Origin of the sequence: Streptomyces sp. M41(2017), from assembly GCF_002078175.1 — a bacterium.
Taxonomy (GTDB): domain Bacteria; phylum Actinomycetota; class Actinomycetes; order Streptomycetales; family Streptomycetaceae; genus Streptomyces.
Map to the genome: position 1 here is coordinate 1175131 of NZ_MWFK01000001.1, position 24601 is coordinate 1199731.

21 protein-coding genes and 1 other RNA gene are annotated in these 24601 nt (G+C 69.5%); 7 read left to right on the top strand and 15 right to left on the bottom strand.

Annotation, left to right across the window (positions count from 1 at the left end; translation table 11 throughout):
- Positions 1-90 precede the first annotated feature (90 nt).
- From B0675_RS05220 to B0675_RS05260, 9 genes are all read right to left on the bottom strand, one after another.
- Complete coding sequence (locus B0675_RS05220; RefSeq protein WP_081217560.1) at positions 91-720, bottom strand: hypothetical protein; 630 nt, start codon at positions 718-720, stop codon at positions 91-93.
- 88 nt (positions 721-808) lie between these two features.
- The gene (locus B0675_RS05225) at positions 809-2017 is read right to left on the bottom strand and encodes a hypothetical protein (RefSeq protein WP_241539698.1); all 1209 of its coding nucleotides are present in this window, start codon (positions 2015-2017) and stop codon (positions 809-811) included.
- A gap of 128 nt (positions 2018-2145) precedes the next feature.
- Entirely contained in the window at positions 2146-2424 is a 279-nt protein-coding gene (locus B0675_RS05230) for a hypothetical protein (protein ID WP_241539699.1), read from the bottom strand.
- Between the two features lie 91 nt (positions 2425-2515).
- A complete protein-coding gene (locus tag B0675_RS05235; protein ID WP_081217564.1) occupies positions 2516-3559 on the bottom strand; it encodes a hypothetical protein in 1044 nt (347 codons plus the stop codon).
- A complete protein-coding gene (locus tag B0675_RS05240; RefSeq protein ID WP_081217565.1) occupies positions 3547-4203 on the bottom strand; it encodes a hypothetical protein in 657 nt (218 codons plus the stop codon). The genes B0675_RS05235 and B0675_RS05240 overlap by 13 nt, the downstream gene beginning before the upstream one ends.
- 273 nt (positions 4204-4476) lie before the next feature.
- A complete protein-coding gene (locus tag B0675_RS05245; protein ID WP_241539700.1) occupies positions 4477-5901 on the bottom strand; it encodes an acyltransferase in 1425 nt (474 codons plus the stop codon).
- Positions 5898-8132, bottom strand: a complete 2235-nt coding sequence (locus tag B0675_RS05250) for a glycosyltransferase (protein WP_081217569.1) — start codon at positions 8130-8132, stop codon at positions 5898-5900. The genes B0675_RS05245 and B0675_RS05250 overlap by 4 nt, the downstream gene beginning before the upstream one ends.
- 539 nt (positions 8133-8671) lie before the next feature.
- Complete coding sequence (locus B0675_RS41855) at positions 8672-9505, bottom strand: hypothetical protein (RefSeq protein ID WP_241539701.1); 834 nt, start codon at positions 9503-9505, stop codon at positions 8672-8674.
- A gap of 701 nt (positions 9506-10206) precedes the next feature.
- Positions 10207-11259: a LysR family transcriptional regulator gene (locus tag B0675_RS05260; RefSeq protein ID WP_081217571.1), complete on the bottom strand. Its 1053-nt coding sequence runs from the start codon at positions 11257-11259 to the stop codon at positions 10207-10209.
- An 83-nt stretch (positions 11260-11342) separates the two neighbouring features.
- On the opposite strand from B0675_RS05260, the gene B0675_RS05265 reads away from it, so the two are divergent.
- The 6 genes from B0675_RS05265 (at position 11343) to B0675_RS05290 (ending at position 19168) form a co-directional block, all read left to right on the top strand.
- Positions 11343-12692 (top strand): MFS transporter, encoded by a 1350-nt coding sequence (locus B0675_RS05265; protein ID WP_241539702.1) that lies wholly within the window; start codon positions 11343-11345, stop codon positions 12690-12692.
- Positions 12693-12812: 120 nt separating this feature from the next.
- Positions 12813-14105 carry an extracellular solute-binding protein gene (locus tag B0675_RS05270; protein WP_081217573.1) on the top strand — a complete coding sequence of 431 codons (1293 nt, stop codon included), beginning with the start codon at positions 12813-12815 and terminating at the stop codon, positions 14103-14105.
- Positions 14102-15070 (top strand): sugar ABC transporter permease, encoded by a 969-nt coding sequence (locus tag B0675_RS05275; RefSeq protein ID WP_081217574.1) that lies wholly within the window; start codon positions 14102-14104, stop codon positions 15068-15070. The genes B0675_RS05270 and B0675_RS05275 overlap by 4 nt, the downstream gene beginning before the upstream one ends.
- Complete coding sequence (locus B0675_RS05280) at positions 15067-15888, top strand: carbohydrate ABC transporter permease (RefSeq protein ID WP_081217576.1); 822 nt, start codon at positions 15067-15069, stop codon at positions 15886-15888. Before B0675_RS05275 ends, B0675_RS05280 begins: the two co-directional genes overlap by 4 nt.
- Positions 15889-15899: 11 nt before the next feature.
- Positions 15900-18155 carry an alpha-xylosidase gene (gene yicI, locus B0675_RS05285; RefSeq protein WP_081217579.1) on the top strand — a complete coding sequence of 752 codons (2256 nt, stop codon included), beginning with the start codon at positions 15900-15902 and terminating at the stop codon, positions 18153-18155.
- On the top strand, positions 18155-19168 hold the full coding sequence (locus B0675_RS05290; RefSeq protein WP_179165250.1) for a LacI family DNA-binding transcriptional regulator: 1014 nt from the start codon (positions 18155-18157) through the stop codon (positions 19166-19168). The genes yicI and B0675_RS05290 overlap by 1 nt, the downstream gene beginning before the upstream one ends.
- A gap of 179 nt (positions 19169-19347) precedes the next feature.
- Here B0675_RS05290 and ssrA read toward each other — a convergent pair.
- The 5 genes from ssrA to ftsE all read right to left on the bottom strand — a co-directional run bounded on the left by ssrA (position 19348) and on the right by ftsE (position 23380).
- Positions 19348-19736, bottom strand: a transfer-messenger RNA (tmRNA) gene (gene ssrA / locus B0675_RS05295).
- Between the two features lie 154 nt (positions 19737-19890).
- Entirely contained in the window at positions 19891-20436 is a 546-nt protein-coding gene (smpB, locus tag B0675_RS05300; RefSeq protein WP_081217580.1) for an SsrA-binding protein SmpB, read from the bottom strand.
- Between the two features lie 69 nt (positions 20437-20505).
- The gene (locus B0675_RS05305; protein WP_081217583.1) at positions 20506-21672 is read right to left on the bottom strand and encodes a S41 family peptidase; all 1167 of its coding nucleotides are present in this window, start codon (positions 21670-21672) and stop codon (positions 20506-20508) included.
- 67 nt (positions 21673-21739) lie between these two features.
- On the bottom strand, positions 21740-22657 hold the full coding sequence (gene ftsX / locus B0675_RS05310) for a permease-like cell division protein FtsX (protein WP_081217586.1): 918 nt from the start codon (positions 22655-22657) through the stop codon (positions 21740-21742).
- Between the two features lie 33 nt (positions 22658-22690).
- Entirely contained in the window at positions 22691-23380 is a 690-nt protein-coding gene (gene ftsE, locus B0675_RS05315) for a cell division ATP-binding protein FtsE (protein ID WP_081217588.1), read from the bottom strand.
- A 323-nt stretch (positions 23381-23703) separates the two neighbouring features.
- Between ftsE and B0675_RS05320 the strand changes: the two genes are divergently transcribed.
- Positions 23704-23895 carry a hypothetical protein gene (locus tag B0675_RS05320; protein WP_081217590.1) on the top strand — a complete coding sequence of 64 codons (192 nt, stop codon included), beginning with the start codon at positions 23704-23706 and terminating at the stop codon, positions 23893-23895.
- Between the two features lie 101 nt (positions 23896-23996).
- Here B0675_RS05320 and B0675_RS05325 read toward each other — a convergent pair whose 3' ends face one another.
- Complete coding sequence (locus B0675_RS05325; RefSeq protein ID WP_081217592.1) at positions 23997-24587, bottom strand: hypothetical protein; 591 nt, start codon at positions 24585-24587, stop codon at positions 23997-23999.
- Positions 24588-24601 lie beyond the last annotated feature (14 nt).

A 24601-nucleotide genomic window follows, 5' to 3' on the forward strand; every position in this document is an offset into this window, starting at 1 on the left:
CCGCGAACCAGATCTCTGCTTCCGGGTCTTCGGCCGAGTCCGCGACAGTGAAGGTGGGGGCTGTGGTCATCAGGTCCTGCCGGGTGCGAGTCAGCGCGGGTGTACGTGGGGGTGGGGGCTCACGGGCGCGGGAACGTGGGCTCCGGAACGACGGGCGCGTTCCAGGGCCTCGGGGCCCGCGTCCCAGTCGATCGGCGCGACACCGCGGCGGCCCGTCGCGGTGATCTGGTAGAGAAGGTGCAGCCTCCTGGGCGTTGTGCCACCGCGGCTGCCGGCTGCGATCACTGCGATGAAGCGAGGGTCACCGGCGAACCACAAAGGCTCGATCTGCGCCTTCAGCTCAGGCTTCGTGCGGGCGGTACCGAACCGTCGCATCCACCAGAAGGTGCGCATGCCCGACAGAAAAAGCAGGGGGATCTGCTCCTCCGGCCGCTCCGGATTGGGCAACTCCAGCCACATCTCGTCCTCTTGGACCGCCGGGTGCTTGTTGCGACCACGAGGAACTCCGGTCAACAGCTTCCAGGGATACTGCTGGAGAACACGCCGGATGTAGAGCGAGGGGCGAATATAGGCGAGTTGGAGGACGGCTCGGAAGGTCGCGTAGCCCAGCAACGGCACAAAGAGTGGGGTGAATCCCGGAGACAGATACACCACAAGAACGCCCAGGGACACAATCCACATGCCAACCCAACCGATCAGTCTGAGCGCGATTAACCCCATGTGCTGTGTCCATGACCGCCTGGTCGGAGGGTGGTCCCACGCAGTGAAGTAGTCAGCCGGTCGCATACAGCGGTCCCTCTGTTCGGTCTCAAAAAACATGCCGCGCAACGTCCACGAGCCCTCCGACGTCAAGGCCTAGCCTCGCTCCATCGATACTCGCCACTGACCCGTCCTTGATCCTGTCATCGTCCGTGTCCACAGCTGTCGCAGCCAGGCCGAAGACCGCGGTACCCACGCCGATCGAAGCTGACGTCACCTCGACCGTTTTAGTGATGTGGGCCGCCCGAGCACCGCGAATCGTGTATCCAAGAAGTGCATTGTCCAAGTTGGAGATAGCTCTTGCGTGCTCCATGGTGCTACCTCCGGTACGGATAAATCGCTGCCCCAAAGAAAGCACCTCCCCCGCCTTACCTGTGGCCCGAAGGCCGACAGACGCACCCTTGCCCACCGCGCTGATCCCGGGCACCATCCCCAGAGCATCGCCCCCCACCGTCACGAGATTGCTCCAGAAGTCGGCATCGATTTCACCTTTGCCAAATCCATCCCGCATCGAGGCCCACACCTCAGGGTGCTCGGAGAGACGAGTGGCCAAAGACCCCGCGCTCAATGCTGACGCAGCAAGTAGCAAGACGGCCGCCAGGGTGCCACCCGACACGACAAACAACGCCACCAGCCCAATCACCGCCCCCACCGTGCTCAAGATGTCCGGCAGGTTCTCTGCCAGCCAGTCGAGTGCCGAGTCGAACCAGCCCGGTTCGTGCGGAGCCAGTTTCTTCGTTGCGTCGCGGATCTTGGCGGCCCGACGTTGGGCTTGGTCCTCGTGTTCGGAGGCGAGTTCGCGAGCCTTGGCTCGGATCTTCTCCAAGGCGCCTTCTGCGTCGTCCACAGCCCGATTCGCCTTGGCCAAAGCCTTCTTGGCATCGGCGTGATCGGCGTTCTTCTTGTCCAGCTCTGGATTGTCGCCGGCCTGTGCGGCATGTCCCTTCGCACGGTCAGCCGCGTCCTGGGCGTCCTTCGCGTCTCGCTCCAGCCTCGTGGCCCGGCGTTGAAAGTCGTCGAGTTCGCCTTCCCAACGATCGAGTTGCCGGGCTGCCTTGCGGATGGAGTGGGCGGCGTTCTTCAAGTTGAGGGGCAGCGGACCGCCGTCCAACTGCTCACGGAAGGCAACCGCTGCGTCGCCCTCCCAATAGCTGCCGTCCATCAGCCTGGTGACAAGATCGTGTGTCTCTTCCAGGACCTTCGCGCACCCCATGAGCTTCTTGCACAGCCCCCGCACGGTGTCCGTGCTGCCGGGCACCGGATTGAACCCGAGGTGGGGAAAGTCGGGGTTCGGGATGGGCGGCGCGGACTTGAGACCCTGCGGCCGTGAGCGGTCGGCGCGGGATCGCGGATCGAGTGCCGCTCCCGTCTCCCCAGGCGGGTACGTCACTGCGTACCCCCGCCCGGGGCATGCCCACTCCTGCCGTGCGCCAAGGCCTGTTCCAGGGCCTTGTCCACCTCGCGGTAGCTGTCCCTGCTCTTTCCGACGATCTTCGCCAGGTCCTCGGTCTGTTCACCGATCTGGTCCGCTCCGAACTTCCAGTTGTCCTGGAAGTCCTCGCAGGCTCGATCGAGGTCGTCCGTGCCCAGGCCCGTGACCGTGGCGTCCTCCAACGCCCTGCGCAGACCCTTCAGCGAGTCGGTCGACTTCCTGAGCATCTTCATGAAGTGCGACAGCTCATCGCCGTCAACGGCTAACCGCTCCGCCACGCCCTGTGCCTCTTCCGGATCTCTCAGCGAGTCCGGAGAGCCGGACTCAGCGATTAACCGATTGGATTTCCTGCACGACCACATCTTGTTCGGCGCCGAACGTGCCATCGGGCAGATCCTGCGCGGCGGCAACGCCCGTGCCAGTCCAGTGGATCTTCCACGTGATGGTCGCTCGCAACTTGAACGAGCCGTCCCCCGACGAGCGCAGATACTTCACCCCACAGGGTGGTGTCTGCTTCGCCTTGCCCTTGGCGTAGGCCTCACCGATGCGGTCGCCGACTATCTCGCAGACTCCCGACGCCGGATACGTCGTCGCGTCCGCCGTCCCCGCCTCGATCTTCAGAGAGACCGGCTCGGCGGTGGTCGTCGCCGACACTCTCAGCAGCGGTACCGAAGCCGTCACCGACACCGGCTTGAACTTCGCCGTGTCCAGCCATGCCCAGGTCGGCAGGTTCACCTTCGTCGTCCCCGCAGGGGCCAGGTCGACCTTGGTCGACGGGACCCGTATCTCCGCATACGCGAGCTGGGCCAGGATCTCAGGCGTGATCGCCTGCCGGATTCTCGCCGGCGGCGCATCCCCCGTGTCCACCCAGAAGATGTCCTCACTGCAGTCGGTCGCGCCGGGGTCGCCTTCCCGGCCTGCGGTGACATACGAGTCCCACCAGTAGCCCTTACCGGCCTTGTCCTTGTTGAAGTCCTTGTAGGGATGGCCGTCCACATAGGTGTCGCGCTGCTTCGCATCCCACTCGTAGCCCGTCGAATCCACCCCCCAGATGGACTCCTTGTACTTTTCCAATTGGTCGGGCGTGTACTTCGGGGCGTAGTAGCAGGCGGGCGGCGTCCAGTTACTCGAGGCGGAGGTCACCCGGCCTGTTGACCCACCAGAGCCGTTCTTGGAACGGTCGAAAACGACAGCTCCGGCCGTCGCGGACAGCTTGCCGTCGTCCGTAGCGTTTCCGCTCGGCGTGGGTGTGGTCTCATTTCCCTCGCCACCACGGCCACCGGCGTACGAAGGCTGAGGACTGAGCGCCGCAAGGCAGAGCAACGCCACGAATGTCGCTGAGTAGGTGGCACGCTTCACGGCTGGCACTGGTCAGCTCCCCGCTTCGAGATCACGTTAGTGGTCTGCCACACGCCATCCGCATTCTTGACCAGCTTGGTGTTGTAGAGCACGTAGCTGTCAGCCGAGGTGGGCGTGTTGTCTCGCTTGTTCGTCTTCCGATCCTTGAGGAACGACTTGCTTTCGTCCGAGCAATAGATGACGACCGCGCTGCCATCGTTCCGGAAGGTGACCTTGCGGTCGAAGTACCGCGTGGTGCCCGTCCACGAGTGCTTGTGCTTCAGGTAACCCTGAATGAACGACCTCGCACTGTCCAAAGCACCCTGCGCGCTATAGAAGCCCAGGGCCTCGGTGTCCACCCGTCCTCGGAAGATCGCGTCATCCACGGAGTTGATGCGTTCGGCATTGTCCGCCAGCACGGCATCCTTCTTGGCATCCCCGGACTTCTGATCCTCGAACACGTTCCGGGCGTCAGACGGGAAGACAATCTTCGGCCGCCCCGCCGTCTCCGACGCACTCGCACTCGGAGAAGCCGAAGCCGAGCCCCCCGTGTCCGCCCCGGCGATCTTGTCGTTGCCCTTGGACTCGTCGTCACCGCCGCCGCACGCGGTCAGGAGCAGCGCGGCTGTCGCGCCGGCGGCGGCTGTGGCAAGCAGGCGGGGGCGGCGGTTCACGGCGGGCTCCTGTGCGGCGTGGGGTGCGGAAGGGCAGCAACACGCTATCGGGGGCCGGCGGGACGACACCAGAGCGAACGGTATCAAGCACGCAACAGCAGGTGGGCAAAGACCGGCAAAGGGTGATCAACCTGCCCTGCGGAACCTTCGAATGAGTGACAGGACGGCGTGCAATGCGTCACCACGTTGGCCACCGCAAAGCCCCGGCGGTGGCCAACTGTGGTGGGAGGGAGGGGAGTCGAGGAGCGGCGGGTTCACCGGCGGCTCCGGCTCTCAGCCTCTTCCCCTGCGTCCCTCCCGCTTCCTGCCGGCCCCGTTCGGCCACAGCCGCGGTGCCCGCTTCGCCGCGATGTCCTCGATCCAGCCGAAGGCGACGATGGCCAGGCCGATCAGCGGCCAGACCAGGACGAACATCCAGAGCGAGTACGTCTCGTCGAGGGCGGCGCCGGCGCGTTCGCTGTCCATGAAGGGGAGGGCGTACATCTGGTCGAGGATCGGGACCGTCGCCATGATGAGCATGTTGTGCCAGAGGTAGATCGTGACCGCGCGGTTGTTGGACAGCGTCACCAGCTTGTCCCACTTGGCCAGGCGGCCCGGCAGTTCCTTCCAGGAGGGGCTGTACTGGAGCAGGATCACCACGAACCCGAAGGACCACAGCGCGTCGGCCAGCGGGATGTCGTTCATGTCCCAGCCCTCGGGGCCCAGGTGGCCCGACGCCCACCACAGGGCGAAGCCCATCACCAGGGCCGAGCAGGAGATCGCGACGTAGCGCGGGATCTCGGCCAGTTTGCCCTCGTGGTGGGCGAAGCCCAGGACCCAGCAGCCGCCGTAGACGGCGAAGTCCGTGACGGCGTTGCCCGTTTCACCGGGGATGGTGACCAGTCCCGTGCCGACGACCGCCGTCAGCGCGAGCGGCGCCAGCAGGGTCGCCCACGGAACGCGGCGGAACGCCCACAGCAGGACCGGTGACGCCACGACGAACCACAGGTATGCCCGCAGGTACCACAACGGGCCCGCGCCCTGCTCCGCCCAGGTGGCCTCCAGCAGGCCGGACTCCGAGCCGATGTGCGCGGGGTAGGGCGGAGCCCCCACGGGGACGATGTAGTTGAGGACGTCGATGACGCCCCACGCGCCGCCGCCGGTGTCCGGGTCGTGCGCGGGGTTCCAGCCGCCGGCGAACATCAGGGCGAGTGCCACCGCGCTGAAGGCCCACAGCGGAGGCAGCAGGCGCCGGACGCGTCCCCGGATCACGCTCCATGCCGGCCGGCTGAGCGAGCGCGCCATCAGCGAGCCCGCCAGTGCGAACATCACGCCCATGGAAGGGAAGAGGACCGACAGCCACGCCCACCCGAAGAGGTGGTAGACGACCACGCGCACCAGGGCGATGGAGCGCAGCAGGTCCAGATACCGGTCGCGGCCCGGGTGGCGGGGCGCGGACGGGGGTTGTCCCGCCGCCGAGCGATCGGCGGACGGTCGGCCGGCGGACGGCTGGTCGGCGGAGGGGTGTCCCGTGCGCCGGTGCGCCGCGCCGCGGCCGGGCTCCGGCACCCCTCCCCCGTGGCGTCGGGGCCCCGGGTCAGGCGGTGAGTCCGTCCCCGGACCGGGGTGCGCGCCCGCCCCTTCCGGCTGCCGGGGGACTCCCACCCTCGGTGATCCCAGCGGTGGTGTGGACCCCACCGGGTACTCGTGCGTGGTCATCCGACCGGCCTCCGTTCGTTCCCGTCCTGCGGCTCCCGCTGACGCGGGGCCGATCCCGGTGCCCCCACCACGCCCGTGCGGCGCAGTTTCTGCCAGCGCAGCCGGCCGCCGGTGAGGGCGGTGATCCAGGACTGCAGCAGGACGACGTACATCAACTGCCGGTACAGGACCTGCTGGAGGGGGAGCGAGATCAGGTGGGTCATGCGTTCCTTGTCCAGGCGGAAGGCGTAGGCCGCGCACACCGCCTGGATGGTGAGGACTCCGAGCCAGGCGACGACCGTCTTCTGCGTCGGGCCGAAGACGACCCCGTAGAGAAGGAAGATGTCGATCAGGGGTGCCAGCAGTGGGGCGAGCACCATGAAGAGGGAGACCAGGGGGAGGCCGACGCGGCCGAAGCGGCCCGAGGGTCCCCGTTCGATGAGGGCACGGCGGTGCTTCCAGATGGCCTGCATGGTTCCGTAGCACCAGCGGTAGCGCTGGGACCACAGTTGCTGGACGGACTCCGGGGCCTCGGTCCAGGCGCGCGCGTTCTCCGCGTAGACCACCCGCCAGCCGTCGCGGTGCAGGGCCATGGTGATGTCGGTGTCCTCCGCGAGCGTGTCGTCGCTCATGCCGCCGACGCGCTCGAGTGCCGTGCGGCGGAAGGCCCCCACGGCGCCGGGGATGGTCGGCATGCAGCGGAGCAGGTCGTACATGCGGCGGTCGAGGTTGAAGCCCATCACGTACTCGATGTGCTGCCATGCTCCGATGAGGGAGTCGCGGTTGCCGACCTTGGCGTTGCCCGCGACGGCGCCGACGCGCGGGTCGGCGAAGGGCTGGACGAGTTCGCGGACGGTCGCCGGTTCGAAGACGGTGTCGCCGTCCATCATCACGATGATGTCGTGACTGGCGTTCGCCAGGCCCCTGTTGAGGGCGGCGGGTTTGCCCGCGTTGAGCTGGCGCACGACGCGTACGTTCGGCAGGGCCAGGTCCTCGACGATGCGGGCGGTGCCGTCGCTCGACCCGTCGTCGACGACGAGGATCTCGATGGGGTGTTCGCTCTCCATGAGGGAGTGGACGGTGTTCTCGATGCACTTGGCCTCGTTGTAGGCGGGCACCAGCACCGACACCGGTTCGGTGATCGGGTTCCGTCCCCAACGGAAGCCCGCCCGGCGGACCTTGCGCGCGTGCGTGGCGGAGAGCAGCAGCATCAGGCCGAACCGGGTGAACACGAGGACGCCGATGACGGCGATGCCGACGACCAGGACGTCGGTGGTCTTCTCCGAGGCCTGGACGAGGAAGATCCAGGCGCGGCCCTTCCACAGGTCGAGGCCGGTGACCGGGGTGTGCGCGCTCGGCGCGTCGAGTGCCTCGGTGAGGTTCTCGAAGTCGTAGCCCCGCTGCCGGAGTTCGGGGATGAAGGTGTCCAGCGCCTGCACGGTCTGGTGGCGGTCGCCGCCGGAGTCGTGCATCAGGACGATGGCGCCCTTGCCGCCCTTGGGCGTGGCCCGGCGGACGATCTCGGCGACGCCGGGCTTCTGCCAGTCCTCACTGTCGGTGTTGTTGACGACGGTGATGTAGCCGCGGGTGCCGATGTACTTCGTGACGGGCCAGGACTGGTTGTCCATGGCGTCGGCGAAGGAGGAGTACGGCGGCCGGAACAGTGAGGTGCGGATGCCGGCCGCGCCCTCCAGGGCGAGCTGGCTCTGCGAGAGCTCCCAGTCGATGCGGCTCTTCGACTGGTACGACAGGTCGGGGTGGTTGAAGGTGTGCAGTCCGACCTCGTGGCCCTCCCGCACCATGCGTTCGACCAGGTCCGGGTAGCGCGAGGCCATGGTGCCGGTGACGAAGAAGACGGCGTGCGCGTGGTGCGCCTTGAGGACGTCGAGGACCTTGGGCGTCCAGGTCGGGTCGGGGCCGTCGTCGAACGTGAGGACGAGGCGGTGGTCGGGGATGCCGAGGCTGGTCGTGCGGCCGCCGCGGGTGTCGATGACGGGGCCGCCGTCGAGGATCTTCTCCGGCACCTTGTCGGTGGCGGCCTCGGGCTGGATGCGGTGGTCGGCGAGGATCTCGCTGTGCACGTAGCCGCGCAGCATCAGCATCGCCATCATCGCGAGCAGGATGAACATCGGCAGCAGGAAGCGCATCGGCAGTCGCCGGCGCCGGGCGTCACGATGACGTTTCGTGGTGGTGCGTGAGCCACGCCCCGGCGCCTTGGGCGCCGGACCGTGACGGCTGGTACGGGAAGCCATCAGAGAGGGTTCTCCGGGAACGAGTGATGAGTGACGAGTGAGGTGTACGGGGGGCTCGGGACACCCGCCGCCCGGACGGAACCGGCGCGGCGCGGTGACCGGTCCCGAGGGACCGCGTGCGGTTCGGCGCGACACCGACGAGGTCGCCCCCGGCCGTGGTGACGGCCGGGGTCGCGGGTGTACCGGTCGAGGGGCGTCCGCGTGCGATCCCGTACGACGGATGCCGGAGTTCGGCCACGTGCGGCCCCGAAGGGCGAGTGCCGGTGCGCCCGCCCGGAGTTGGGCGGGCGGACGGCCGGCGGTGTGTCGCCTGCGGCTCTGTGGCCCCCGGTGTACGGCAGCCCGCCGGCCGGGGCCGGTATCGGCCGCCCGCCGGCGACGCGGTGGGCGTCGGCCCCGCGGACCGCGGCCCCGCCCCGCACGGTGTCGGCCGGTCGACCGCATGCCGTCGGGTGGCGAGGTGCGTGCGGCCCGTGAGCCGTTCCGCCCGGCGGGTGCCGGTGGAGCGTGTGCGGAACGGCACCGCGGATCCCTGGTGACTACACGCCGCTCGGCGCGGCGGACGCCGACGAGCTCGTGTCGCTCGGGGCGGGTGCCGAGGGGGTGAAGCCCGCCGGCTGGGCGCCGGTTCCGCCGCCCGCGTCCCCACCGCCGGTGGCCGGCGGCTCCGAGGCCGGGGGTGTCGTGGGCGGGGTCGTCGACGGGGTCGGTGACGCGGGCGGGTCGACGACCGGGTTCGACGGTTTGGGGTCCGGGCCCTTGGAGGTGACGCCGGGCTTCGGCTTCTTCGTCGTCGAGGCGCTCGGCTTCGGCTCGCCCGACGCCTCGGGCGCCTTGGACTTGCCGGAGGCCTTGGCCTTCGGGGTCTTCCCGGGTGCGGGCGTCGAGCCGTCCGCTGCCGTCTCCACCGTGCCGGGCGCGGCGGCCTCCCCCGGGGCCGTCGGGTCCACGGCCTTGGAGGGCAGCGGCGAGGTGTCGACCTTGCCCGCGGGCTGGTCCTTCTTCTGGCCCGGCACCGGCAGCCAGGGCGCGTTCGAGTTCCCGGACAGGAGGGTGGCGACGATGACGACGGCGTAGACCGCGCAGGCCGCGGCGACGAAGATGCCGAGCCGGCGGTAGCGGCGGCTGCGGCGGCCGGACTCGTCGACGAAGACCGGGCCGTCCGACTCCTGGCCCGCCGCGCCGCCCTCGGTCTGCTTGACCAGCCGGTCGTCCAGCCGCCGTCCCGTGCCGTCGAGTTGGACGGTGACCTCGTGCGGGTCGTGGTTGTGCCCGGGGACGTCGGGCTGTTCCCAGGACGGCGGCACCGGACGCGCGCCGGCCGCGATGGATTCCGGGTCCGGTCCGGGTGTCCCGACGGGTCCGGTGAGCACCTCGGTCGGCGGTTCCGATCCGGCGGTGTCGGCGGCCGGCGGGTCGGCGAAGAAGGGCCGGCTCCTGGCCCGTCGGCCGCGGGAGGACGTCCCGCCCTCCCCGGAACCGCCGAAGCGGAGGCGTGACCGGCCCGCACGACCGGACCGGGAACGCCCGGCCGACGGTCTCACCTCGGTGTCGGCGCCTCCGGACACGGCTTCGCCGCCGGACGCACGGTCGGTCAGGAGACCGGTGTCCCCCGCGGCACCGGAGAGCGGGCCGCCGTCGGAAGCGCGACCGTGGAGCGGCGCCGTGTCGGGTTCCGGGGTTCGTTCGGAACGTCCGCCGAAGCCGCCGACGGCGCTGTCGGCGCGTTCCCCACGCTCAGGACTGATGCCAACTCCCCTGCTCGGCCACGATGCCGTTCTGCCGCCGGCCTCCGGCCAGACGACCGGATCCGCGACTCCTGGGCCCGGGGACGGTTCGGCTGTCCGCCCGTCCCGCTGATCGACGGATCGTCGATTCGGTTGAGCGTCATTTCGCCAGTTCTCCACGCGCACGTGCTTCCCCCCACGGGACTGTTCACGGGGTGCGCGACGACTCCGGGCCTACATCTCTTCGTCGTCCGGACCGGGCCCCCACCCGGTCAAAGCGCCCCCAAATATCACACTGCGCCCGGAGGAAGGAATGTAGCGCCGTGAGGGACTCGTGGGGTTACGTCTCATGCATGGGTCATCAGGACGAGTGATTCCCTGGCGGGAACCCACCCTTCCAGGTGACTCATGAGCCATCCTTCCTCGCCCGCAAGTTCGGTGGCAGCACGCCTGAGAGCGTCGATCCCGGGATGCGCGAGTCCCTTGCGCCACACCAGGGACACCGGTGACAGCGGGACGGGGTCGACCAGCGGTCTGAGCACCGTTCCGGCCAGGGCGGGGAAGTCCACCACGGCGAGGACGGGGGTACGGGTCTTCGCCATCACCCGCTGGAACTCCTCGGGCCCGACGGCCACCGGCGCGGGTGACGCGAGGTCGATCCCCCGTCCCTCGAACAGGTGACGTGCCAGATCGGTCCACTCCAGCGTCCGGGGATTGCCGGCCCCCGCGTACACGGTCTCGCCGGCGAGGGCGGCCAGCGGCACCTCGTCCAGTTCCGCGAGCCGATGGCCCTCCGGCAGGACGACCGCCATGGGTTCGTAGCGTACGAAGTGCTGCTCCAGCCGGGCCCGCACGGCCGGGTCGAGTCCGGCGAACCGGCCGAACGAGGCGTCGAGGCGTCCGGCGAGCAGTTCCGTCGCGGCGCCGGTGAGCCCGCTCTCGTAGCGGGCCATCAGTTCGCAGGCGGGGGCGAGTTCGCGGGCCCTTTCGAGGATGCGGCCGGTGACCAGGCCGGGTGTGTTGACGTCGACGAGGAGCGGACGGTCGGCGCCGCCCGGGTGCACGAAGGCCGCGAGCAGGGCGTCGTGCGCTTCGAGGACGCGGCGCGCGTACGGCAGCAGCCGCTCGGCGTCGGCCGTGGGCGTCACCTGCCGGGTCGTGCGGACGAACAGCTCGGCCCCCAGCTCCCGCTCCAGTCGGCGGATGTCCCGGCTCAGCGCCTGCTGGGCGACGTACATCCGGGCGGCGGCCCGGGTGAAGTGCAGTTCCTCGGCGACGGCCACGAAGGCGCGCAGCAGACGAGGGTCCAGGTGCCCGGGAAGAGGCCCCGGGAGGGATCCGGGGAAAGCTCCGGAGAGTGGTCCGCGGGGAGGTCCGGGGACGGGGCTTCGGCCAGGCATCACGTGAACCTACAACCCAGGTGCGTCAATCGCCACGGAACAGGTGTTGGACCGCCCGCGGAGTGCCGGGCGAGGGTTGCCGCATGTCACCCCTGACCCCCTACCGCCGGCTGTTCGCGCGCCCGGGCACCCGTGCCTTCACCCTCGGCAACCTCGTCGCACGGCTGCCCATGGGCATGTTCGGCGTGAGCGCCGTGGTCATGATCGCGAGTGTCCGGGGCTCGTACGCGCTCGCGGGCGCGGTCACCGCCACCGGTCTGGTGGCGACGGCGGTGGTCGCTCCGTGGACCGCGCGCCTGGTGGACCGGCACGGGCAGGCCCGGGTGGCGGTGCCCGCGACGGCCTGCGCGCTGCTCGGCGGGATCGGACTCGTGCTGTGCGTGCGGTTCGGCGCTCCGGACTGGACGCTGTTCGCCGCGTACGCCGCGACGGCCACCACCCCGAACACCGGCGGCATGTCCCGGGCGCGCTGGGCCCACCTGCTCGCGGACGACCCGGCGGCGCTGCACACGGCGAACTCCTTCGAACAGGCCGCTGACGAGCTGTGCTTCATGCTCGGCCCGGTGCTCGCGGCCTTCCTGTCCGGGACGCTGTTCCCGGAGGCGGGCATGCTCGTGGCGTCGGCCCTGCTGATGACGGGTGTCCTGCTGTTCGCGGCCCACCGGTCGACGGAGCCGCCGCTCCGGCCGCGGACGGTGTCCCGGTCGCCCGTGCGCGCGCCCGGGATGCCCCCGCTGTTGTTCACCTTCCTCGCGACGGGCGCGGTGTTCGGGGCCATGGAGGTGGTGACGATCGCGTTCGCGGACGAGCGGGGGCACCGGTCAGCGGCGGGTGCGGTGCTCGCGCTGCAGGCGGCGGGGTCGTGCGCGGCGGGGCTGTTGTACGGCTCCGTGGGAGTGGGCGGGGGCGCTCCCGCGTCCCTCGCCGAACGGCGCTTCCCGCGCTGTGTCGCCGCCATGGCCGTCCTGCTGACGCTGCCGCTGTTCGCCGTCGTGCTGACGGGTTCGCTTTCGCTGCTCGCGGGCGCGTTGCTGGTGGCGGGCATGGCGACCGCTCCGACGATGGTGACCGGGATGACGCTGGTCCAGCGGCGCACGCCCGAGGGGCGGCTGAACGAGGGCATGACCCTTGCGGTGACCGGTCTGCTGGGCGGAATGGCCGCCGGTTCGGCGGCCGGGGGCTGGGTGGTGGAGCACGTGTCCCCCGAGTCGGGGTACGGGGTTCCGGTCCTGGCGGCGACGCTGGCGTTCACGGTGGCCGCGCGGGGCGTGCGACCGGGTGTCCCCCGGCGGATCCCGGCCGCCGTCGGCCTCGGCGTGACGCGGCGGGGGCCGCGGACGGAGCCCGGGGACCGGAGCACGGGTGTCCGTGCCACGGCCGCCGTGGCGTCCGACCCGTCGAACCCGTGCGGCAATTCCCGCGCAGCCCATTGACGGGCTCTCCTCCCCCACCTACCTTCCCCCGTCGAAGCGCTTCGACGTCACGCATCGAAACGATTCGACGATCGCCGCGTGACGCTCCCGATACCCATCCAACTCCCCTGGAGGCAGTGGATGTTGACGAAAAGAAGGCGTGCGGCGGTGGCCGCCGTGGCCCTGGCGGGCGCCCTGCTGGCCACGTCGTGCGGCAGCTCGGACAGCGGCTCCTCGGACGGCCGGACACTGCGGCTGTGGCACTACGAAGGGCCGGACAGTGCGATGGGGGTGGCCTGGAAGGAGGCCATCAAGGAGTTCGAGGCGCAGCACCCGGGCGTGAAGGTGAAGTTCGAGGAGAAGGGCTTCGAGCAGATCCAGAAGACGGCGCCCATGGTCCTCAACTCGAACGACGCGCCGGACCTGATGGAGTACAACAAGGGCAACGCGACCGCGGGCCTGCTGTCGAAGCAGGGGCTGCTCACCGATCTCACGCCCGAGGTGACCCGGCGCGGCTGGGACAAGAAGATCACCGGCGGGGTGCGGACCATCAGCCGGTACGACACCGACGGCGTGATGGGCTCGGGCAAGTGGTACGGCGTGCCCGACTACGCCGAGTACACGATGGTGTTCTACAACAAGGACCTCTTCAAGAAGTACGGGATCGCGCGGCCCACCTCCGTCGACGAACTCACGGCGGCGATGGACACGTTCGTGAAGAAGGGCATCACCCCGCTCGCCAACGCGGGCGCCGAGTACGTCGCCCAGCAGTACCTCTATCAGCTGGCTCTCTCCAAGGCCGACCGTTCCTGGGTCGACCGCTACGAGCTGTACAAGGGCCGCACCGACTTCCACGACGCCGCCTGGACGTACGCGGCCGAGACCTTCGCCGACTGGGTGAAGAAGGGGTACATCGGCAAGAAGTCCACGGGGCTCAAGGCCGAGGACGCCGGGGTCTCCTTCATCCAGGGGAAGAACCCGATCCTGTTCAGCGGGAGTTGGTGGTACGGCCGCTTCAAGGCGGAGAACAAGTTCGACTGGGGCACCTTCCTGTGGCCCGGGAGCGACCTCACCCTCGGCTCCGGCGGCAACCTGTGGGTCGTCCCCAAGGGCGCGAAGAACAAGGAACTCGCCTACGACTTCATCGACATCACCCTGTCGAAGAAGATCCAGAACCTGCTGGGCAACCAGGGCGGTGTCCCCGTGGCGGCCGACCCGGCCGCCGTGACCGACCCGCGCGCCAAGTCGCTGATCGCCGATTTCAACTCCGTGTCCGGCAAGGACGGTCTCGCCTTCTATCCGGACTGGCCCGTCGCCGGTTTCTACGACGTCCTCGTCTCGGAGACGCAGAAGCTGATCACCGGGAGCGAGAAGCCGGCCGCCTACCTGTCGGCGTTGCAGAAGGCGTACGACAAGGGCGTACCGAAGACATGACGGCCACCGTCGAGCGGAGTGTGCGGGTGGCGCGCGGGCGGCGCGGTGGAGTGTCGCGCCCGCGCCGCCCGGGCTCCTCCTACGCCCTGTTCCTGGTCCCTGGGTTCGCCGGGTTCCTCGTGGTGGTCGTCGCGCCGTTCCTGATGAACACCGGGGTGAGCTTCACCGACTGGCAGGGGGTGGGCACCCCGCATTTCACGGGGCTCGCCAACTACCGGGAACTGATGGGCGACGCGGAGTTCTGGGCGTCGTTCCGGCACAGCCTGTTCATGGTCGTCGCGATGGCCGTCGTACCGACCGCGCTCGGACTCGTGCTGGCGGCCGCCCTGTTCGACTTCGTCGGCAAGCATTTCGGTTCGCGGACGGCCTCCGTGCTGCGTGCCTGTTTCTATCTCCCGCAGGTCCTGCCGATCGCGGTCGCCGGCATCGTGTGGAGCTGGATTCTGGCGCCCGACAGGGGCTCGCTCAACGACCTGCTGAAGGCGGTCGGCCTCGGGTCCTGGCAGCAGGACTGGCTGGGCGATCCGGACATCGCGCTGTACAGCGTCATGGGCGTGATGGTGTGGGTGCAGATCGGCTTCCCGCTCGTCGTCTTCATGGCGGGCCTGCAGCGCGTGGACCCGCAGTTGTACGAGGCCGCCGAACTGGACGGCGCGGGCTGGTGGCGACGCTTCCGGCACATCACCCTGCCGCAGATCCGCCCGGAGATCTCCGTCGTGCTGCTGTGGTGCACGATCGCGGCGCTCAAGGTGTTCGGTGCGGTGTACGTGCTGACCAAGGGGGGTCCGGGCGGCGCCACCGACGTGCCGTCCTACTTCTCCTTCACGACGTTCTTCGAGAAGACCCAGGTGGGCTACGGCGCCGCGATCTCCACCGTTCTGACCGTCGTCATCCTCGCCCTCGCGCTGGTCGCGCTGGGGTTCCAGTCGCGGGCCGAGGACGCCGAGGAAGGGGGCGGCCGATGACCGCGCTGCGCAGGTATCCGGTGCTGCTGGCGCTCGTCGTCGGTGCCCTGTTCATGGTGCTGCCGTTCGTCGTCGTCGCGCTCAACGCGGTCAAGTCGCCCGCGGAGTACGCCGAGCACGGCCCGCTGAGTCTCCCGCACGGCCTCTACCTCGACGGCCTGAAGGACTTCTGGGCGCGCGTCGACTTCGGGCGCAAGCTTCTCAACTCCGTGCTGATCTCGGGCTCGGTGGCGGCGGGTGCCGCCGTGCTGTCCGTCCTGAACGCGTACGCGATCGGCATCGGGCGGATCAGGGGCCGCACCTGGGTGCTGGCGTTCTTCGTCCTCGCGAACACGCTGCCGCAGGAGGCGCTGGTCTACCCGGTGTACTACCTGAGCAAGCAGGCCGGCCTCTACGACACCCGGCTCAGCGTGATCATCGTGTTCACGGTGATCCAGGCGGCGTTCGGCACGTATCTCCTCTCCTCGGTGCTCGGGCGGTTCCCGCGCGAGATCATCGAGGCCGCCCGGATCGACGGGGCGAACCGGTGGCAGGTGCTGTGGCGGATCGTGGTGCCGGTCAGCCGTCCGACGATCGGCGTGCTCCTCGTCTTCTTCTTCATCTGGACATGGAACGAGTTCCTGCTGCCGCTGGTCATGCTGATCTCGAACGACAACCAGACGGTGTCGGTGGCCCTCGGTGTCCTCCAGGGGCAGCGCCTGATGGACGCCACGATGACGAACGCGGCCGCCCTGCTGGGCGTCCTGCCCGCCATCGTCTTCTTCCTCCTCTTCCAGCGGACCCTGACCCGCGGTATCGCCGTCGGCGCAGTCAAGTAAGGGGTACGAGAGTGAAGTTCACGGACGGCTACTGGCTGCTGCGCGACGGTGTCACCGCCGCTCACCCGGTCGAGGTCCTCGACGTGACCGCGGGTCCGGACGGCCTGGAGATCCACGCACCCACGCAGCCCATCCGGCACCGGGGGGACCTGCTGAAGGGACCGGTCGTGACGATCAGCGCGCACGCGCCGATGCCCGACGTCATCGGCGTCACGTTCACCCACTTCCAGGGCGAGCGGTCGCGGGGGCCTCATTTCGAGGTGCGGACGGGCGAGTTCGAACCGCTGGTGGAGTACGACGACACGCACGCGACACTCACCGCGGGCGCGCTGTCCGTCCGGGTGGACCGCACGGCTCCCTGGCACGTCGACTTCCGCGCGAACGGCCGCACGCTCACCAGCAGCGGCCCCAAGGGCATGGGCATCATGCGGGACGCGGACGGCGCCCACTATCTGCGCGAGCAGCTGAACCTCGGGGTCGGCACCCAGGTCTTCGGCCTCGGCGAACGATTCGGTCCCCTGGCCAAGAACGGCCAGGTCGTGGACATGTGGAACGCGGACGGCGGCACGGCCACCGAACAGGCCTACAAGAACGTGCCGTTCTATCTGACGGACGCGGGCTACGGCGTGTTCGTGGACCACCCGGGCCGGGTCTCCTTCGAGGTCGGCTCCGAGGCGGTCTCCCGGGTCCAGTTCAGCGCGGAGACGCAGCAGTTGACGTACTACGTCATCCACGGCCCGACGCCGAAGGACATCCTGCGCCGGTACACGGAGCTGACCGGCCGGCCGGCGCTCCCGCCGCCCTGGTCGTTCGGGCTGTGGCTCTCGACGTCGTTCACCACCTCCTACGACGAGGCGACCGTCACCTCCTTCATCGACGGCATGCGCGACCGTGAACTGCCGCTCTCGGTCTTCCACTTCGACTGCTTCTGGATGCGCGAGTTCAACTGGTGCGACTTCCGCTGGGACCCGCGGGTGTTCCCGGACCCGGAGGCGATGCTGGCGCGGCTGAAGGACAAGGGGCTGCGGATCAGCGTCTGGATCAACCCCTACATCGCCCAGCGCTCACCGCTGTTCGCGGAGGGCCGCGAACTCGGGCACCTGCTCCGCAGGCCCGACGGGAGCGTCTGGCAGTGGGACCTGTGGCAGCCGGGCATGGCCCTGGTCGACTTCACCAGCGCGGGCGCCCGCGCGTGGTACGCCTCGAAACTGGAGGCGCTGCTCGCCCAGGGCGTGGACTGCTTCAAGACCGACTTCGGCGAACGGGTCCCGGTCGACGTGGCGTACGCCGACGGCGCCGACCCGGAGCGGATGCACAACTACTACACGTACCTCTACAACCGGACCGTGTTCGACGTGCTCCGCAAGCACCGGGGGGAGCACGAGGCCGTGGTCTTCGCCCGGTCGGCGACCGCGGGGAGCCAGCAGTTCCCGGTGCACTGGGGCGGCGACTGCGAGGCCACATACGCGTCGATGGCCGAGTCCCTGCGCGGTGGGCTCAGCCTCGGCATGTCGGGGTTCGGGTTCTGGAGCCACGACATCGGCGGATTCGAGGGGACGCCGTCGCCCGCGCTGTTCAAGCGGTGGATCGCGTTCGGACTGCTGTCCTCGCACAGCCGTCTGCACGGATCGTCGTCGTACCGGGTGCCGTGGCTCTTCGACGAGGAGGCCGTGGACGTGCTGCGGCTGTTCACCCGGCTCAAGCTCCGCCTCATGCCGTATCTGTACGGCGCCGCCCGCACCGCCCACACTGAGGGGGTGCCGATGATGCGGGCGATGGTCCTGGAGTTCCCGGACGATCCGGGGTGCGCGCATCTGGAGCGGCAGTACATGCTCGGCTCCGACCTGCTGGTCGCCCCGGTCTTCAGCGACGAGGGCGAGGTCACCTACTACGTCCCCGAGGGCGTCTGGACGCACCTCCTCACCGGCCGGACGGTGACCGGACCGCGCTGGGTCCGCGAGCGGCACGACTTCACCAGCGTTCCGCTGCTCGTCCGGCCGGGTGCGGTGATCCCGGTGGGGTCGGTGGAGGACCGGCCGGACTACGACCACGCGGACGGGGTCACCCTGCACGTGTACCGGCCGGAGCGGGGCATGCGGGTGACCGTTCCGGTCGGCGGGGTGACCTTCACCGTCGTCCGCGAGGGGAACACCCTGCGCGCGTCCTGTTCGGATCCGGCGGCCCCCTGGGGACTGGCGGTGGACGGGCGCGAGGTGCGGGCCGGCGCGGGCACGGGCTTCCTGTCCCTGGAGGTGGAGTCCGCCTGATGGTCAAGATCACCGATGTGGCCCGGCACGCCGGGGTCTCCCCCAGCACGGTCTCCTACGCGCTCAGCGGCAAACGGCCGATCTCCGAGGAGACCCGGCGCCGCGTCGAGGAGAGCATCCGCCACCTCGGCTACCGGCCGCACGCGGGCGCCCGGGCCCTCGCGAGCAGCCGCTCGAACGTCCTGGCGCTGGTCGTGCCGCTGCGGGCGGGCATCCATGTGCCGGTCGTGATGCAGTTCGCGGTGTCGGTGGTGACGGAGGCGCGGCGGCACGACCACGACGTGCTGCTGCTCACGCAGGAGGAGGGGGAGGAGGGGCTGCGCCGGGTCGCGGACACGGCGCTGGTGGACGCGCTGATCGTGATGGACGTCCAACTGCACGATCCCCGGCTGTCGTTGCTGCGGGCGCTGGACCGGCCGTCGGTGCTGATCGGTTTCCCGGCCGCGGCCGAGGGCCTGACCTGCATCGACCTGGACTTCAGGGCGGCCGGCGAACTCTGCGTGGACCGCCTCGCGGAGCTCGGGCACCGGGTCGTCGCCCTGGTCGGCTCGCCGCCCGAGGTGTACGTGCGGGGCACGGCGTTCGCGCAACGGGTCGTGGAGGGGTTCACGGCCGCCGCCGACCGGGCCGGCCTGGTGTCGTCCGTCCACCCCTGCGAGGCCTCCCCCGCCGCGGCACGCCGGACGGCCGAGCAACTCCTGCGGGAGCAGCCGGGTCTGACGGGCGTGGTCGTCCACAACGAGCCCGTGCTGGAACCGTTGATCGACGCCTTCGCCCACCTCGGCCTGCGGGTGCCGGCCGATCTGTCGGTCACGGCGATCTGCCCGGACGAACTCGCCGAGAACCTCCCCGTCCCGGTCACGTCCATCGCCATCCCGTCGGCGGAGGTGGGCGCGCAGGCGGTCGAGCTGCTGATGCGGAAACTGGCGGGCACACCGGTCGCGGAGGCGACCTTGTTGGCGCCTCGGCTGGTGGAGAGGGGAAGTACGGGGGTGCGGACGCCGAGCCCCTGAAGCGGCGCGCGACGACGAGCGCCCGCGTGGCCAGTCCGTCTCGACCGGGTGGTCCATGTCGGACACGGGGAACTCGCCGTATCCGAAACGCTCGCCGGTGCCGGCGACCGCGGAACGCGGACGCGACATGACTCGGGCCCCGCCGCTCGAAAGCGACGGGGCCCGGGCCCACATGGGATGAGTGGAGATGGCGGGAATCGAACCCGCGTCCAACGGTGCAAAATCAGGGCTTCTCCGTGTGCAGTTCGCTGTGATTTTCTCAGCCCCGGCGATCACGCGAACAAGTCGCCGACGGGCTCAGTCACTGTTTGATTTCCCAGCGAACCCCGTGACCGGGCTCGATGGTTTAGTCCCCTAGATTATGCCAGGATCCGGGTCGGGAACACTCCCGGGCTGACACCCATTAAGGGTCCTTCACTCACTGCTTATTAGGCAGCGAGGGCGAAGGACTGGGAATCGCTCTTGGAATTGGCGATTATTTTTTGCGACATATGGTTAACGAGATCATTGCCGCTTCCTCGACACGCTTCCCCTGCTTCAACAGCCGCTGTCGAAACCGATCATCCCCATGTTGATTTATCAATGCGTCTGCGGTGGCCGCCTTAACCGACCAGCCTGTGACGCCCGGCCCTCCGAAGAGGAACCCACACCCACGGTGGGGTGCGTTGCCATCGTACGTGACCAACGTACGACGGTGCCAGCCTATTCCGCCGGGGCCGCTCTCACTGGCCACGCTGCTTGCGCTTGGCCGCCGCGATCGCGCGGTCCGACTCGCGCCGGTCCTGCTTCTCCCGCAGGGTCTGCCGCTTGTCGTACTCCTTCTTGCCGCGGGCGAGCGCGATCTCCGCCTTCGCCCGGCCGTCCTTGAAGTACAGGGCGAGCGGAACGATGGTGTGACCCGTCTCCTGGGTCTTCGCCTCCAGCTTGTCGATCTCCTCGCGGTGCAGGAGGAGCTTCCGCTTGCGGCGGACGGTGTGGTTGGTCCAGGTGCCCTGGCTGTACTCGGGGATGTGGGCGTTGTGCAGCCACGCCTCGTTCCCGTCGATCTGGACGAAGCCGTCCGTCAGCGAGGCCCGCCCCTGCCGCAGCGACTTCACCTCGGTGCCGGTCAGGACGAGCCCGGCCTCGTAGGTGTCGACGATCGCGTAGTCGTGCCGTGCCTTCTTGTTCTGCGCGACGATCTTGCGCTTGCCGTCCTTGGCCTTGCCGGAGGCCTGGCCTCCCTGCTTGGGCTGGGACTCCTTCGGTACGTACATTCCCTTGCTCATAGTGCTGGCCATTTTCGCACTACCGGGGGCCTCGGGGGAAAGCCGATTACCGGGAGGGGGCCCGGCGCGTCACGAAGGGTCGCCCAGACCGCTCAGAACGGTCTCGGCCCGCTCCAGGGGCTTCTTGTCCGCCTCCAGGTCGGGCGTGATGCCCCGGCCGTCGACGGAGCGGCCCGCCGGGGTGCGGTAGTGCCCGACGGTCAGCTCGGCGACGGAGCCGTCGGGCAGCCGGCTCGGCATCTGGACCGAGCCCTTCCCGAAGGTCCTGGACCCGACCACGACGGCGCGCCCGCGGTCCTGGAGGGCTCCGGTGAGCAGCTCGGCGGCGCTCATCGTGCCGCCGTCGACGAGGGTGACGAGGGGCCGGGCGGTGTCGCCGCCGGAGTCGGCGTGCAGGGCGCGCTGGGCGCCGTTCACGTCGTACGTGGCGACGAGGCCGCCGTCGAGGAAGGCGGAGGCGGCGGTGACGGCCTCGGTGACCAGGCCTCCGGAGTTGCCGCGCAGGTCGAGGACGATCCCGCCGCCCCGGGGAGCCCGGTCGACGGCGGTCCGTACGGCGTGGCCCACTCCCTTGGTGAAGGCGGCGACCTTGATCACGGTGGCGTCGTCGGGGAGCCGGCCGACGGTCACGGAGTCCGTGGAGAGCGTGGCCCGGCGCAGGGTGCGGCTCCAGTTGCGCGAGCCGCGCTCCAGGCCGAGGGAGACCTGGGTGCCGGCGTCGGCGTCGTCCGCCTCGCCGCGCAGTAAGGCGACGACCTCGGTGACGGGCCGGCCGTCCACCCGGGTGCCGTCGACGGAGCGCAGCAGGTCGCCCTCGTGGATGCCGGCCGCGGCGGCGGGCGAGCCGGAGGCGACCCGGGTGACCTCGATCCGTCCGTCCCGCTCACGGCGGGCCCAGAGGCCGACGCCGGTGTACCGGCCGTCGAGCGCTTCCTCGAACTCCTCGTACTCGCCCTGCGAGTAGACCGCGCCCCAGCGGTCGCCGCTGCGGCTGACGGCGCGTTCGGCGGCCTCCATGGGGGACTTGCCGTCCGCCATCGCCTCGGCGGCGGCCCGGGTGACGGTCTCCTGGTGGCGGGCCCGGGTCGGACGGGGCGCGTCCGCCGCGGCCTTGGGCGCGTCGCCGGTGAAGGATCCGGTCGCGGCTCCGGCGGCGAGGACGCTCGCGAACACCAACGTCAGGGCCGCCCCGCGGCACACGCGGCGGGGTTCGCAGAACGGGTCACGGCCTGACATGCCGGTGAGTCTAGGACAACGCGAAGGGCCGCACCGCCGGTTGACGGTACGGCCCTCTTGGCATGTGTCACACCTTCAGGTACTTGCGCAACGCGAAGAACGCGGCCAGCGCCGGCATCAGGAGGCTCGTCGCGAGGATGAGCGGCAACTTGGTCAACACCGCGTCCCAGCCGATGAAGTTGATCAGGTTCAGCTTCTCGGACAGGGCGAGTCCGTGGTCGATGATGAAGTACCGGGCGATCAGCAGGAACCCGCAGGCGACACCGCCGCCGATGAGTCCGGCGACCGCGGCCTCCATGATGAACGGCGCCTGGATGTAGAAGCCGGAGGCCCCGACGAGGCGCATGATGCCGGTCTCGCGGCGCCGGCTGAACGCCGAGACGCGGACCGTGTTGACGATCAGCATCAGCGCGACGACGAGCATCATCGCCATCACCGCGCGCGCGGCCCAGTTCATGCCGTTGAGGAGCCCGAAGAGGTTGTCCAGGATGCCCTTCTGGTCCTGCACGGACTGCACGCCGTCCCGGCCGTCGAAGGCGGTCGCGATGACCTGGTACTTCTCCGGGTCCTTCAGCTTGATCCGGTACGACTCCTGCATCTGGTCCGGCGTGAGGCTGCTGGCCAGCGGGGAGTCGCCGAACTGCTCCTTGTAGTGCTTGTACGCCTGGTCCGAGGACTCGTACGCGACCTTCTGGACGACGGTCATCTTGTCCAGGTCGGCGAGGATCTGCTTCTTCTGGTCGGCGGTCACCGCGCCTTTGGCGCAGTTGGGGTCGGACTCGGCGTCGCTCTTGTTGCAGAGGAAGATCGAGACGTTGACCTTGTCGTACCAGTAGCCCTTCATGGTGTTCACCTGGTCGCTCATCAGGAGCGACCCGCCGAACAGGGCGAGCGAGAGGGCGACCGAGACGACGACCGCGAAGGTCATGGTCAGGTTGCGGCGGAGACCGACACCGATCTCCGACAGAACGAACTGCGCGCGCATGGCGTCTTCCTCAGACCTTTCCGTGGTCGATGATCAGTGCTGGTAGCCGTAGACGCCGCGTGCCTGGTCGCGGACGAGTCGGCCCTGCTCCAGCTCGATGACGCGCTTGCGCATCTGGTCCACGATGTTCTGGTCGTGGGTCGCCATCACCACGGTGGTGCCCGTCCGGTTGATCCGGTCGAGCAGCTTCATGATGCCGACGGAGGTCTGCGGGTCGAGGTTTCCGGTCGGCTCGTCCGCGATGAGGAGCTTGGGCCGGTTCACGAAGGCTCTCGCGATGGCCACACGCTGCTGCTCACCACCGGACAGCTCGCCGGGCATCCGGTCCTCCTTGCCGCCCAGGCCGACGAGGTCGAGCACCTGGGGGACGGACTTGCGGATCTCGCCGCGGGACTTGCCGATGACCTCCTGGGCGAAGGCCACGTTCTCGGCGACCGTCTTGTTGGGCAGGAGGCGGAAGTCCTGGAACACGGTCCCCAGCTGGCGGCGCATCTGCGGCACCTTCCAGTTGGAGATGCGCGCGAGGTCCTTGCCCAGGACGTGCACCTGACCGTGGCTGCACCGCTCCTCGCGGAGGATCAGCCGCAGGAAGGTGGACTTTCCGGAGCCGGAGGAGCCCACGAGGAACACGAATTCTCCGCGCTCGACCTCCAGGGAGACATCCCTGAGGGCGGGGCGGGTCTGCTTGGGGTAGACCTTGGAGACGTTGTCGAATCGGATCACGGATGCACCACGGGTCGCCGGGGGTAGGTGTGCGTGACCATACGCGAACCGGGTGTGCGAGCGCAGTCGGCGTACGGGGTTGCGCGCCGCTTGCGCGTTTTGTCACGGATCTGAGGCCCGATTCTCCCTTGATCTCCCCGGATCTTTCCTGGATCGGAGCGGCTGGCGGACTTCTCGGCGGGGCAGGATAAGGCGAGCCGCGCCGAAATCCGCGGAACCTGGCACAGTGGAAGGGGAACGGTTGCGTTCCCCGCAGCGTTAAGAGAGCGACGCGCCCGCAGGAGTCGGTGCGGCGCGGAAGACAGCGCAAGGAGGGCCGGCGCATGACGTACGACCGATTGGTGTGCGCTAACTGTGCGGGGCCTGTCAGCGAGGGCCGCTGCCGCGTCTGCCGCGCGAACCGTGAGCGGCTCCAGCAGGAGAGCCCCTTCGCGGGCATGAACCCGATGGCGCTGATCGCCCTGCTCGCGGTGCTGGTCGCCGCGCTGGCCCTGGTGGCCCACCAGACGGTCTGAGCCTCTCGCGGCCGATCACGGCCCGAGGGTGATGACCTGCCCCTGACATGACGAAGGGCCCGGAGCGAGCTGCTCCGGGCCCTTCGTGGTGCGCGTGTGCGTCAGGCTGCGGTGGTGCCGCGGCCGCCCGCGAGACGCGGGAGCATCCGGAAGCCGATGCCGCCGGCGATCATCGTGGCGGCGCCGATCAGCAGGAAGGTCGTCTGACCCGCACCGGTCTCGGCGAGCTCGCCGTCGTTCTTGCCCTGCGGGGCGGTGTCCGAGCCGGTGTCGGTGAGGGCGGAGGAGCCCTCGTCCTGGGCGGAGGAGCCGCCGTTGGGGTCGGCGTCGTTGCCGCCGGTGCCCGAGCCGCCGCCCTGGGTCGGAGTCGAGGTCGGGTCGCTCGGCTCGTCCGTCGGTTGAGTCGGCTCCTCCGTGGGCTCGGTCGGCTCCTCGGTGGGCTCCGTGGGCTCCTCCGTGGGCTCGGTCGGCTCCTCGGTGGGCTCCGTGGGCTCCTCGGTCGGTTCCGTCGGCTCCTCGGTGGGAATGACCGTCTCGGTCGGAGTGGGCGTCGGGTCGTCGGCGGTGGTCGCGCCGATGCCGACATTCAGGTCGAGCGCCGAAGCGGCACCCGCAGCGGTGAGCGAAGCACCGGCGGCAATCACCGCACCGGCGGCTATCCGCGCCACGCGGATCCGCGTCTTCTTGGTCATCTGCCTGCTACCCC

Bases quoted from the DNA above. Each gene is read 5' to 3' on its own strand.
- B0675_RS05290 (WP_179165250.1), top strand. From the start codon at position 18,155: ATGGTCAAGATCACCGATGTGGCCCGGCACGCCGGGGTCTCCCCCAGC.
- B0675_RS05280 (WP_081217576.1), top strand. From the start codon at position 15,067: ATGACCGCGCTGCGCAGGTATCCGGTGCTGCTGGCGCTCGTCGTCGGT.
- ftsX (WP_081217586.1), bottom strand. From the start codon at position 22,657: ATGCGCGCGCAGTTCGTTCTGTCGGAGATCGGTGTCGGTCTCCGCCGC.
- B0675_RS05320 (WP_081217590.1), top strand. From the start codon at position 23,704: ATGACGTACGACCGATTGGTGTGCGCTAACTGTGCGGGGCCTGTCAGC.
- B0675_RS05245 (WP_241539700.1), bottom strand. From the start codon at position 5,901: ATGACCACGCACGAGTACCCGGTGGGGTCCACACCACCGCTGGGATCA.
- B0675_RS05260 (WP_081217571.1), bottom strand. From the start codon at position 11,259: ATGCCTGGCCGAAGCCCCGTCCCCGGACCTCCCCGCGGACCACTCTCC.
- B0675_RS05305 (WP_081217583.1), bottom strand. From the start codon at position 21,672: ATGTCAGGCCGTGACCCGTTCTGCGAACCCCGCCGCGTGTGCCGCGGG.
- B0675_RS05250 (WP_081217569.1), bottom strand. From the start codon at position 8,132: ATGGCTTCCCGTACCAGCCGTCACGGTCCGGCGCCCAAGGCGCCGGGG.
- smpB (WP_081217580.1), bottom strand. From the start codon at position 20,436: ATGAGCAAGGGAATGTACGTACCGAAGGAGTCCCAGCCCAAGCAGGGA.
- B0675_RS05265 (WP_241539702.1), top strand. From the start codon at position 11,343: ATGTCACCCCTGACCCCCTACCGCCGGCTGTTCGCGCGCCCGGGCACC.
- B0675_RS05275 (WP_081217574.1), top strand. From the start codon at position 14,102: ATGACGGCCACCGTCGAGCGGAGTGTGCGGGTGGCGCGCGGGCGGCGC.
- B0675_RS05230 (WP_241539699.1), bottom strand. From the start codon at position 2,424: ATGAAGATGCTCAGGAAGTCGACCGACTCGCTGAAGGGTCTGCGCAGG.
- B0675_RS05325 (WP_081217592.1), bottom strand. From the start codon at position 24,587: ATGACCAAGAAGACGCGGATCCGCGTGGCGCGGATAGCCGCCGGTGCG.
- B0675_RS05270 (WP_081217573.1), top strand. From the start codon at position 12,813: ATGTTGACGAAAAGAAGGCGTGCGGCGGTGGCCGCCGTGGCCCTGGCG.
- B0675_RS05220 (WP_081217560.1), bottom strand. From the start codon at position 720: ATGGGGTTAATCGCGCTCAGACTGATCGGTTGGGTTGGCATGTGGATT.